The organism is Parasphingorhabdus sp., assembly GCF_049667325.1.
Classification (GTDB): domain Bacteria; phylum Pseudomonadota; class Alphaproteobacteria; order Sphingomonadales; family Sphingomonadaceae; genus Parasphingorhabdus.
The window spans coordinates 1-11,403 of record NZ_JBATHY010000064.1 but is presented as its reverse complement, the minus strand read 5'-3'; the positions used below and the strand labels follow the sequence as shown (position 1 = coordinate 11,403).

The following is an 11,403-nucleotide window of genomic DNA, read 5'->3' as shown; positions in this document are numbered from 1 at the left end:
TATGCCCATATCCTGATCAGCATGGCCCGCTCGGCCGATATCCCGGCCCGCTTTGCCAGCACCTATGCGCCCGATGTCGAGCCACAGGATTTCCATGCCGTGCCTGAGGTTTTCCTCGATGGTCGCTGGCATCTGATCGACCCCACCGGCATGGCGCAAGCGTCCGATATGGCAGTCATCGGCATCGGCCGCGATGCCACCGACGTATCCTTCCTGACCGCCTTTGGCAGCCTGGAGATGGTCGAGCAGCGGGTCAGCGTTTCGCGGGCCTGAATCGCCGCGATCAATTTCAAACGTGCAATCAGAACGCTTTTTCGCTTAAGAGACTCTCCTCACAACAGCAGGAGAGTCCGCGTGATAGTCACCAATAAACTCGATCCCTCGCCGGAACAGATGATGGCCTTTTTCGGCGCGCCGGAGGACGGCCCGTTCATCATGGTCAACCTGCTCAGGTTCCGCGACAAGGCGGTCTATCCCGATGGCTCCGATCCCGATCTGTCCGGCGAGGAAGCCTATATGCGCTATGGCGCGGCGGTGCAGAAATGCATCACCGATGTCGGTGGACAAAGCGTGTCTGCGACCATGGTCACCGGTCTGATGCTCGGAGAGGTCGAGGATCTGTGGGACATGGTCGCCCTAGTCGAATATCCCTCGCTCGAGTCGATGAAGAATATGGTGATGTCGCCGGAATATCAGGCGATTGCTGTCCATCGGATGGCCGGGCTCGCTGGCCAGCTCAACATCAAGACCAAAAGCACGGGCAACCGAGATGACTAGCGCAATCCACAAAGGCTCCTGCCTCTGCGGCGCGGTATCGGTCCAGGTCACCGGCGACCTGCCCGAAGCCGATGCCTGCCACTGCACCCAGTGCCGCAAGCAATCCGGCCACTACTGGTCCTCGATCGATGTCCCGACCAGCGCCGTGACCATCAGGGGCGAGGACCATATCCGCTGGTATCAATCCTCCGAAAAAGTCCGCCGCGGCTTCTGCGACACCTGCGGCGCCTTCCTGTTCTGGGACCCGATCCACCACGACAAGATCGCCATCGCCATGGGCTGTTTCGACATGCCGACCGGCACGAAAATCTGGAGCCATATCTTTGTCGCCGACAAGGGCGATTATTATCAGATCGAGCCGGGCGTGCTGCAGCGGGATCAGTGATTAGACATGGTCAGATTCTTTGGATGGACGATAATTGCAATATGCGGGCTTTTGTTGCTTCCATCCGTTTTTCTCTTGGCTTTCTCCGGACTATTGTTTGATGCCCCGGGTTCTATGACGAGCCCTCTCACGATTTGCACTGTCGCTATCGTTTGGCTCGGTCCCTTCATATTATGGTTTTCGATATCTCAGGCCAAGAGATCAATGCGCTCCTCCAACATGAAAGTGTTGCTCGTTCCTGCCACTTTACCTTTGTTCTGGTTATTCATGCTGGGTGGCTCATGGTTCCTGATAGAAAAAATCTGCGGCGGAGAATTTGTTTGTCCTTGAATCTTGATGACAAAACACTCGCCAACCTTGACATCCCCGCCTCACCCGTTAATGGCTCCCCTACAAATTGCGGTTCCGTCAAAAGAATCACAATTTCCGTCCGAGACAGCGGGTGAGGGTAATTTGACCCTCTTAATTTCCAGCCTAGACGGGGACCAGTTTTTTCGTGTGGAGACACACGGGCACGCAGCCAGCGTTTTCTAACGCGGCAGAGCGGCCAAAACCCCCCTTCGGATTAAATGGAATTGGCTCAGGCTAATTCTTTCGCTCGTCATCCCTTTGTCGGGATGACGGTTACTAGAATGGGACTGCGCGTCAAAACGCAGTCCACGTGAAGGAGCAAAATATGGATCGTGGTCAAAAGACCGAAGCGGTTGTCGCTCTGAACGCTATTTTCAAGCAGGCCGGGGTGGTCGTGGTGACACGCAACCTGGGTCTGACTGTCGCGCAATCAACGGCGCTGCGGACGAAAATGCGGGACGAAGGCGCAAGCTTCAAAGTCTCTAAAAACCGCCTTGCCAAGCTGGCTCTGGAAGGTACCGACTATGCCCCGATAGCAGATATGCTAACGGGTCCGGTCGCGCTTGCCACATCGGATGATCCGGTGGCGGCTGCTAAAATCGCAGTCGAATTTGCAAAATCCAATGATCGGCTAGAGATCGTTGGTGGCGCAATGGGCGATACCCTTCTTGACGAAGCAGGCATCAAATCACTGGCATCCATGCCTTCGCTTGACGAACTGCGCGGAACGATTGTTGGATTGCTTGTCGCACCACAAACGAAAATCGCACGGGTTCTTGTCGAGCCGGCAACCAGTGTTGCACGCGTAGTCAGCGCTTATGCTGCTGCGGGTGAATGAATTTAACTTTTCAAATATTTAGAAAAATGGAGCGTATTTAAAATGGCTGATATTAAAAAGCTGGTTGAAGAACTTTCGAAACTCACCGTCATGGAAGCGGCTGAACTGTCCAAGGCACTGGAAGAAGAGTGGGGCGTTTCTGCTGCCGCTGCTGTTGCAGTTGCTGGTCCAGCGGCTGCCGCTGGCGAAGCTGCTGAAGAGCAGACCGAATTTGACGTAATCCTGACCGGCGACGGCGGCAAGAAAATCCAGGTGATCAAGGAAGTCCGTGCGATCACCCAGCTTGGCCTGACCGATGCGAAAGCCCTCGTCGAAGGCGCGCCAAAGGCGATCAAGGAAGGCGTGAACAAAGCCGAAGCAGAAGAAATCAAAACGAAGATCGAAGCTGCCGGCGGTACCGTCGAACTCAAATAAGCCTGACGGTTTATTGAAAATTCAGGGGTGGTTTCCGGTTCGGAAGCCGCCCCTTTTTATGCGCTTTTCCATGCCCGTTTCAGGGTAGTTCCAACACCAGCCGGACGCCGATAATATCCAGCCCCGGGTTTTGAACCCGGCTGAAAATACCGGCGTGACTCAGGTGCACCCAGGTCGCCTCGATATCGACTTTTTTCGACAGTCGCGCACCGACCGAAAATTCCGGCTCGAACAGCACCCGCGATCCCAATTGTGTCTGCGAACCATCGCTTGCGAATTGCAATTTAGGGCCGTCGTGAATCGCGATCCCGATTCCCGGGCGCACGTAGAATTTGTCCCCGAACTTCCAGCTCAAACCGGCTGCGGCAAAGCTGGTGTCGCCCGAGAGGTTGATCGAAGCGAGCAGATAGGGAGACGGTTTGCCAATGGCCGATAGTGCTTCAATCGGCTTCCCGCGATAGCCAGCCTGCAAATCGACACCCTGCTGGTTGGTTTCCTTGGCAATGATTGTCACCCGCTGATGCGCCGCAAGTCCGCCGTAAAGTTCATCCGCATAAACGGGTTGCGAAACGGTCAGTCCCAAGGCGGCAGCCATCAGCGAAGCAAATCTATTCTGCATATCCGCTATATAGAGCTATTCCGGAAAACGTGGAAGCGGGTGGGCGGGCCAGTCTCTTTCCGGGGCACAGTGATTGACACAGATTAACGGCTCGGCGACTACAGGCTTTGAACGTCAAAAGGGGGCGCAATGACCGACAATCAGGACCTGATCGATCTCGTGCGGACGATCCCGGACTATCCCAAACCGGGCATCCGGTTTCGCGACGTGTCGACTCTGCTGCTCGACGGACCGGCTTTTCGCCGGACCATCGACCGGATGATTGCGCTCGTCGATCCCGCAAGCTTCGACGTGATCGCCGGTATCGAGGCGCGCGGTTTCATCGTTTCGGCGGCGATGTCTTATGCGCTTGAAAAGGGCAAGGTCATGCTCCGCAAGCCGGGCAAATTGCCGGGCAAAGCGGTAAGTATCGATTATGCGCTGGAATATGGCAGCGACAGGATCGAGATGCATGTCGATGCCATCCAGCCGGGACAACGCGTGCTGCTGGTCGATGACCTGCTCGCAACGGGCGGAACGGCCATTGCGGGCGCGCAGCTGTTGCGCGGCCAGGGCGCCATTGTCAACCAGGCGCTGTTCATCGTTGACTTGCCCGATCTGGGCGGCGCCCAAAAGCTGGCTGACGCCGGCGTTGAGCCGATGGCGCTGATGGCCTTTGCCGGTGATTGAGCATGTTGCGATTATCACCGGTGTCCGGGACGAGGCGGATGCATTCCGGCGCAATCATCCCGCAACCCGGGTGGATAGTCCGTTTGGCGAAATCCGTCAGCTCGACCATGTCGGGAAACAGGTTTCGATACTGTGCTCCGGCATTGGAAAAGTGCATGCCGGTGCGGCGGCCCTTTATTTGCACAGCCACTTCCGACCGGACCTGTTTCTGGTCATCGGCACTGCCGGTCATGTCAGTAGCAGCCAGGGAGACTGCTTCTACCTGCGTGAATCCTTGCAGGCCGATTATGGCACGCTCGAAAAATTTGGCGAGCATGATGGCTTTGTCCACTATAATGCGGGTGCCTGGCCGATCGGCCCCCCGGAGTGGCGCCCGTTCATATCTTACCCGATGCCCGATGCCCTTGCCCTGCCCCAGGCCCGGATCGCAACCGCGGACTGCTTTGTGAAATGCCCCGAACGCTCGGGCTATCTGCGCGATGTTCTGAAGGCCGATCTGGTCGATATGGAGACCGCGGCGGTGGCCCAGATCGCAGCGATGCTTGCTATCCCTTGGGCCGGGATCAAGGCGGTAACCGACGGTGCGAACAGCGAGAGCTCGGGCGACTTTCATGCCAATCTCGAGGCCGCCGCAAAACGTGCGGCCGATGCTGCGGCCGAATTTTTAACCCATATATAACAACGGATGCGTCCTCGATCTTGGAATTATGCTTAAAATAAAGCTGCGATCACCGTCATTAACCTTGTGAAAACTCTATTCAATTACCGACGGCCACCAGCTGGCAGCATCGGGCAAATCGGGGTACGCATGGGCGAGACAATTACACTTCAGCGTCTGCTGGAGATGCAGAAAAAAATGTGGAACTTCAAGATCGATACCGATCATGAAACCGCCGAACTTGTTGCCCGCGAACAGCTGAAATCATTCGGTCAGATTTCTCGAATCGGTGCGCTGGTCGCTCTGCCTTTGACCATCTATGTTATGATCTTGCTGATCGCTTATGCGGAACCGCTATATATTGCCATAGCCTCCGCTTTCATGGCCATTGCCGGATTTACCGCGGGTCGCAACTATCTTCGCCAGGCCGCGATGAACCTCGATACGGCCGACCATAAGCTGGAAATCGGAAGAATCCGTATTGAAAGCATCATCGTCAGTTGCGGTTTTTCCTGTACCCTCGCTGTTCCATTTGCTTTCGGCCAATTCCCGTTCAGTTTGGACATTGCGATACTCGCCATGGGTAGCCTGACTGTAGGGGGGTTTGTTTTTGGCAGTATTCCTCGCGCCCAGGCTTATTTTCTGTTGATTACCACAATATGCTATGGTGCCTCGTTCGTCGCCGCAAATGGCTATGGTGGAATCAGCGCTGCAATCTTGCTGGCTTTCTTTGCTTTGAGTAGCGACTTTATCTACCGGATGTTTTTCTTCAACTTCGTCCAGCGCCATCTCCATGCGGCCAAGCAAAAGGATGCCGCTGAAACCGTGCGGCTCTTGCTCCACGATTATGCAGAACAAAGCTCCGACTGGTTGTGGGAAGTGAATGCCGATCATTTGATCGTCAACCCTTCCGCCCGTTTCGCCACGGCGGTCAATATGGAAATCCGCGATCTGCGCAAATTTCCGCTGGTGGATTTGTTCGAGGATTCAATCGAGCGGAACCAGCTCGTTCAAAGCTTGGCTGCGGGCGAAGCATTCAGGGACATTCACGTCCCGATCAAAATCAACGGAGCAGAGCGCTGGTGGAAGCTGTCTGGCAGAAAAATCAAGACCCGGGGCGACGAAAGCAAGAATATTCGCGGCGTGGCGGCGGATATTACCGACGTCAGAAAGGCCGATGCTAGGGTTGCCCATCTGGCCCATTTCGACAGTCTGACCGATTTGCCCAACCGCGCCCTGTTCAAACAGTCGCTGAAACGCTCCCTGTCCCGCATGCGGGATGACCAGAAACTGGCAGTGTTGTATCTCGATCTGGATAATTTCAAAACCATCAACGATACGCTGGGACATGGTGCGGGAGACATGGTTCTGAAAGCTGTTGCGAACCGGTTGGAAAGCACCATCGGCATAGAAGGTATGGTGGCACGTTTGGGCGGGGACGAGTTTGCGATATCTTTGCGCAATTGTGGTTCGCACAAAGATGTCATCCGGATTACCGACAAGATCAGGAAAAATATCTCGGAACCCATAATGGTTGAAGGACAACCGGTTGCCACGGGCGTGAGCATCGGGATCGCGCTGGCCCCGGAAAACGGCAGCAGCGGCGAAGAGCTGATCAAATATGCTGATATTGCGCTCTATCATGCCAAGGAAAGCGGACGCGGTTGTGCTTCGATCTTTGAACTGTCCATGCACGACGCGCTTCAGGATCGGCGCAATATCGAAATGGATCTTCGCGCTGCCCTGAACCGAAACGAACTGGAGCTGTTTTACCAACCATTGGTGGATATCGATACCAATGCGATTATCGGCTACGAAGCCCTGCTCCGCTGGAACCACAGCGAAAAAGGCATCATCATGCCGGATGTTTTCATTCCGGTGGCGGAAGAAACCGGTCTGATCGTTCAGCTTGGTGAATGGGTCGTACGATCGGCGTTGCACGAAGTCGCCAACTGGCCAGAACATCTGAGTGTCGCGGTCAACCTTTCTCCGGCCCAGATGCGCAGCCCGAACCTGATGCCGACCATCATCAATGCATTAGCCGCAACCGGAATCGCACCGCACCGGCTCGAGCTGGAAATTACCGAATCCGTGCTGATGAACGATAACCAGTCCAATGTGGAACTGCTCCACAAAATCCGTTCGCTGGGCGTTCGCATCGCGCTGGATGATTTCGGTACCGGCTATAGTTCGCTTAACTATTTGCGCAGCTTCCCGTTCGACAAGATCAAGATTGATCGCTGTTTCGTCGACGAAGTGGATAGCCGTGAGGATTGCCGGGCGATTATTCGTGCAGTGACCGGCCTCGCAACCAGTCTGGGAATGGTGACAACAGCCGAAGGCGTCGAGCGCAGCGATCAGCTCAGCCAGCTCAAACTGGAAGGATGCGTTCAGGTCCAGGGATATTTGTTCAGCAAGGCAATGCCCGCTTCCTGCGTGGTCGGGAGGGTTGCGCCTGCATCGGGGCAAGCCGCAAGAATTCAAAAGATCGGAGGCCAAAGCGCCGAACGGAAGCCAGCCGGAGTCCGGCCAGAAATCCAGCGAAAAAGAGCACTCTGATTATCTGCGCGGCCAGGCAACCCGACCGGGCCGTTATTTCAATAACGACCCGTTCGTTGCCGGCTAAGCCGCTATCCAGTTGCCGTGGAATCCCGGAGGGATTCGGTGGGGCAGATGGATCACCGCCTGGGGTTCCCCCAGAAAATCATCCGCGTTGAGAATTTGCAGTTCGGTCGTTTCCCGTTCGGCGTCAATCACCAGACCTATCAGCCAACCCTCGTCTTCTGCGGAATCGGGTGACCGGGGGACGAACACAAATTCCCCCGGATGACGGCCCGCGCCAAAATCACGAACCAGCTTTCCGCCCCTTGTAAGATCGTGCTTGAACAGTTCTGTTCCCGCCATGTCGAGCTCGTCGGGCCGCCCGGCCAGCGCGATATTATATATATAGCGATACGGTTTTGAGGTCTGCCGTTCGTCATAGCGTGGGAATTCCTGCGGGCGATCATCGACCATCTTGCGATCCACTTTCCTGGTCACCGGATCGACGGTCCAGCGCTCCAGCCGCGACCATTCTCCGCCGGGGCCAAAGGTGGTCCGCGCATAGGTGCTTTCGTGCACCACCACGTCGACAATCACGCTACCGTCATCCGTCTCGTAAGCATTGGCCGGATGATAGACATAACAGGGATCAACATCACACCACACGGTATCGGTACCCGACCCGTCACGCGGGCAAAGACCAACGCGGGCACCATGAGCCGGGTTCCAGTCATAAGGAAAAGCAAAACCGCCCAGCATGCGCTTCATCGAGAAAGTCGCGGGAAGGTCGAACACCAGCACATAATTTTCAGTAATCTGGCAATCGTGGATGGAGGGGCCATCCTTGACCGCGATCGGTTCCTCGCGCTTCACCTTGCCATCCGCGCCGAGCACCACGTGCCAGACCTTGTCCATAACCGGCGCATCATAGCAAATCGCGTGCATCTCGCCGGTCTGGGGATCAAGATGCGGGTGGGCGGAAAAGGCGTTGGTCAAACTTCCGTCGAAGGGATTATGCTTCACCGTTTCCAGGTCGTCGGTCAGTTCCACCGGGAAACCACCCGCTTCGACAATGGCAAACGTCTTGCCGGCGATGCTGACGATATTGGTGTTCGCGGTATCGGTGCGCGGCTTGCGCGTACCGGGCTTGCGCGGCTCGCCCAATGCATCGCTGACCGCATTGCTGCGAATCCAGCGGTTGCGATACCAGATCGCCTTGCCGTTCTGGATCCGGATGCCGTGGGCCATGCCATCACCAACAAACCAATGATAGCTCGCTTCATCGGGCGCGGTGACCGGATTGGGGCCGATCCGCAGATAGCGCCCGTCGAGCTGAGCGGGAATTTCACCATCGACCGTCAGGTCTGCCAGCGTGACTTCTTCGGTCATCGGCTTGTGCACGCCGGTCAGATAGGGGTGCCCTCCATCCGGCTCTTTCATCCGCTTGCGATTATAATTGGCGACCGCTCCCATGACGGGCGTGACGGCGGCGCGGATGGTTTTTTCGATTACGGAAGCCATGGAATATTCCTTCTAGTTGAAACTTATGTCGGCGATTGTAGCGATGGCCATTGCCAGCAATATCAGGCCGCCGGGGTGGGGGCGACGGAGCGCGGCCAGATTGCCGATACCGGATAGCGCGAAAATAATCGCTGCGGTGACCGGCAGCAGATCGCTGCCGGACTGCAGACGGTTGAGCAGGACCGCTATGCCGAGCCCCGCCCAGGCCAGCGACGGCATGTGAAAGACCGCCCGGACAATATCACGCATCGCCCGCGCGGCCAGCAGGCCACCCGTCCGCTCGTGATAGAGCGGGCCAAGGATGACCCGTTCGCTGAGGACCGAATGCGCGATCGCGACAATCAATCCAAGCACGGCGACAATGATCGCGTAAATTAACATTAGTGACGCGTCCTTCCGGCTTGGCAAATCGACTCGCAATGTTTATGCTGTTAACATGCCAATCAATGCTAACAGTGTCAACATAACTCTTCCTAGGGGCAAATCATGCCTCCAATTCTTCCAATGACCGCCCCCTATCATCATGGTGACTTGCGCGCTGCGGCGCTGCAAATGGGAATGGAGCGTCTGGAAAGCCAGGAGCAACCCGATCTCGGTCTGCGTGCCCTTGCCCGCGATCTGGGAGTCTCGGCCACCGCTCTGTACCGCCATTTCCCGAACAAGGATGCCCTGCTCGATGCGCTGGCGCTGGAAGGACTGAATCGCCTCGGCTGGCATCAGGGTGAAGCGGCGAAGGCGGCGGGAGGCGGGAGAGCGGGCTTCGCCGAAATGGGAGTCACCTATGTCAATTGGGCGGTGAAACACCCCGCGCTGATGCGCCTGATCTACACCCGTGTCGGCAAAGTCGATCTCGATGTCGACGATCCGTCCGCGATGGGCGAAGCTTTCCATCAACTGCGCAGGGGTATCGCAGCAACGATGCCCGAAGACCTTGCGCCCGAGCAACGCACGACCGCCACCCTCCATGCCTGGTCGCTGGTTCACGGACTGGCGATGCTGATCCTTGATGGCCAAGTCGACTTTGATCCGGCGATGGTCCGAAAAGTCGTTTTGATGGCGGATTTCAGCGACGATTGTCATAACCCATGACCAACCGGATTTTGATCGGCTACACTTAACCAGCCTTTTACCAGCTTCTGCTAGCTTTACCGCGCGAATATTATGCGGGACCAATGCAAAAGCGGATGAGAAACTTCTTCGCCAGCGGCGATATGCAAGGAAAGCTCTATTGGGGGGTTGTTCTCGGCCTGCTTTGCGTTCTTGCGGGCATGGAACTCGCGCTCGCAGATCGTAAATACGGATTGTTCACCGGCGGGTTCGGCCAATCGCAGGCAATCAATACGCTTACCGAGCGGTTCGCGTTCCTTGTCGCTTACATTTGCTCGATGGCCATGCTCGTCATCGGTGTGTGGTGGATCATTGTCCGGCTTTTCCGATCCAGAAAATCCTGGCCGCCGCTGTTTTTTCTGGTGACAATCGTGGGTGGCGCTTACATCTTGCTGCTCGCCCTGACATTTCAGCTGGGCCAGTATTTCAGCGATACGATGAGCTTTGCCCTGATGGCAAGCCTGGGCGGCGGCAGCCTGACCGACGCCCTGCTTTTCGCTTCCAGCGAAATTTTTCTGGGAATCGCCGCGCTGGTGATCGGACTAGTCGGCTATGGTTTGATCTTCCGGTGGCTCTCCCGAAAATTCCGGGTGCGCGCCAGCCATCCCGAATGGTCAGCCCATGGCCGTGTCGCTATCGATTTCTTTGTCACCAGCCTGTTGCTCGCGATCATGGTGCCCGTCGCTTCGATCGAGGTCCATAACGGTCTGAACCGCACGCTCGCGTGGGGTTTTTTCACGGAGGCAGCAAACAGGATTACCGATTTTGACGGTGATGGCTATGGCTGGATCTCCAGCATGCCGGACCGGCGCCCGTTCGACAGCTCCCGCTATCCGCTGGCGCTGGACATCCCGGCCAATGGGATCGATGAAGACGGCTATGGCGGAGACCTGCAGCTGGTTCCGATCACACCGCAACCGCCGACGACATTGATCTCGGGCAAACGCCCTCACCTCGTCCTGATTGTCATGGAGAGTGCACGCTACGATGTGATCGGCAAGCGTATCGACGGCAAGCCGGTTGCTCCCAACCTCGAAGCCATCGCAAAATCGGGCAGTCTGGTGTCCCCCGCCTTCAGCCACGTCGGCTTTACCACCGCTTCGCTCAAATCCCTGTTCGCCGGCACCCTGCAACCGGCAAATGGTTCTCCTTCGCTGTTCCGTGAACTCAAATCCAGTGGCTATGAAATTGGCATTTTTTCAGGCCAGCCTGAAGATTTCGGAGATATTTCAAAAACAGTCGGCATGCGCGAGAATGCGGATGTTTTTTTCGATGGCGAGACGCTTAAACATCTGCGCGCCTTCAGCAACGGTGCGCAAGGCTCGATCCTCGTCGACGAGAAACATCTTCTTAATGCCTTTACGGAACAATTTCAGCAGCGATCGAAATGGCAACAGCCGCAATTTCTCTATTTCAATTTCCAGTCACCGCATTTCCCCTATTTCCACAAGGGCATGCCGCTCGGTCTGGCCGACAGGCCGTTGCCCCGGTCCGAGATAAATGCCGGCAACCGGGAATTGCTG

At 56.3% G+C, this 11,403-nt stretch carries 13 protein-coding genes; 10 read left to right on the top strand and 3 right to left on the bottom strand.

What is annotated here, in order from left to right:
* From WBM93_RS03550 to rplL, 5 genes are all read left to right on the top strand, one after another.
* A partial coding sequence (locus tag WBM93_RS03550; protein ID WP_424428234.1) for a transglutaminase-like domain-containing protein occupies positions 1 to 273 on the top strand: 273 nt, incomplete at its 5' end.
* An 81-nt stretch (positions 274 to 354) separates the two neighbouring features.
* Complete coding sequence (locus tag WBM93_RS03545) at positions 355 to 777, top strand: DUF1330 domain-containing protein (RefSeq protein WP_424428232.1); 423 nt, start codon at positions 355 to 357, stop codon at positions 775 to 777.
* Complete coding sequence (locus tag WBM93_RS03540) at positions 770 to 1,162, top strand: GFA family protein (protein WP_424428230.1); 393 nt, start codon at positions 770 to 772, stop codon at positions 1,160 to 1,162. Before WBM93_RS03545 ends, WBM93_RS03540 begins: the two co-directional genes overlap by 8 nt.
* A 676-nt stretch (positions 1,163 to 1,838) precedes the next feature.
* Complete coding sequence (gene rplJ, locus WBM93_RS03535; RefSeq protein WP_424428228.1) at positions 1,839 to 2,351, top strand: 50S ribosomal protein L10; 513 nt, start codon at positions 1,839 to 1,841, stop codon at positions 2,349 to 2,351.
* A gap of 42 nt (positions 2,352 to 2,393) precedes the next feature.
* Positions 2,394 to 2,765, top strand: coding sequence for a 50S ribosomal protein L7/L12 (rplL, locus tag WBM93_RS03530; protein ID WP_424428226.1), 372 nt, complete (start codon positions 2,394 to 2,396; stop codon positions 2,763 to 2,765).
* Between the two features lie 79 nt (positions 2,766 to 2,844).
* Here the strand turns inward: rplL and WBM93_RS03525 are convergent, their stop codons facing one another.
* On the bottom strand, positions 2,845 to 3,384 hold the full coding sequence (locus tag WBM93_RS03525; RefSeq protein ID WP_424428224.1) for an acyloxyacyl hydrolase: 540 nt from the start codon (positions 3,382 to 3,384) through the stop codon (positions 2,845 to 2,847).
* A gap of 129 nt (positions 3,385 to 3,513) precedes the next feature.
* On the opposite strand from WBM93_RS03525, the gene WBM93_RS03520 reads away from it, so the two are divergent.
* From WBM93_RS03520 to WBM93_RS03510, 3 genes are all read left to right on the top strand, one after another.
* Positions 3,514 to 4,053 (top strand): adenine phosphoribosyltransferase, encoded by a 540-nt coding sequence (locus WBM93_RS03520; RefSeq protein ID WP_424428222.1) that lies wholly within the window; start codon positions 3,514 to 3,516, stop codon positions 4,051 to 4,053.
* Positions 4,046 to 4,732, top strand: a complete 687-nt coding sequence (locus WBM93_RS03515; RefSeq protein ID WP_424428220.1) for a purine phosphorylase — start codon at positions 4,046 to 4,048, stop codon at positions 4,730 to 4,732. Before WBM93_RS03520 ends, WBM93_RS03515 begins: the two co-directional genes overlap by 8 nt.
* A gap of 129 nt (positions 4,733 to 4,861) precedes the next feature.
* The gene (locus WBM93_RS03510; protein ID WP_424428218.1) at positions 4,862 to 7,270 is read left to right on the top strand and encodes a putative bifunctional diguanylate cyclase/phosphodiesterase; all 2,409 of its coding nucleotides are present in this window, start codon (positions 4,862 to 4,864) and stop codon (positions 7,268 to 7,270) included.
* 63 nt (positions 7,271 to 7,333) lie between these two features.
* On the opposite strand, the gene WBM93_RS03505 is transcribed toward WBM93_RS03510, so the two are convergent.
* Positions 7,334 to 8,773 carry a carotenoid oxygenase family protein gene (locus WBM93_RS03505; protein ID WP_424428216.1) on the bottom strand — a complete coding sequence of 480 codons (1,440 nt, stop codon included), beginning with the start codon at positions 8,771 to 8,773 and terminating at the stop codon, positions 7,334 to 7,336.
* 12 nt (positions 8,774 to 8,785) lie between these two features.
* Complete coding sequence (locus WBM93_RS03500) at positions 8,786 to 9,154, bottom strand: hypothetical protein (protein ID WP_424428215.1); 369 nt, start codon at positions 9,152 to 9,154, stop codon at positions 8,786 to 8,788.
* A gap of 105 nt (positions 9,155 to 9,259) precedes the next feature.
* Here WBM93_RS03500 and WBM93_RS03495 point away from each other — a divergent pair, with 105 nt between their 5' ends.
* Both WBM93_RS03495 and WBM93_RS03490 read left to right on the top strand, forming a co-directional pair.
* On the top strand, positions 9,260 to 9,862 hold the full coding sequence (locus tag WBM93_RS03495; protein ID WP_424428213.1) for a TetR/AcrR family transcriptional regulator: 603 nt from the start codon (positions 9,260 to 9,262) through the stop codon (positions 9,860 to 9,862).
* 95 nt (positions 9,863 to 9,957) lie between these two features.
* Positions 9,958 to 11,403 (top strand): sulfatase-like hydrolase/transferase (locus WBM93_RS03490; RefSeq protein ID WP_424428211.1); only part of this gene is annotated, 1,446 nt, incomplete at its 3' end.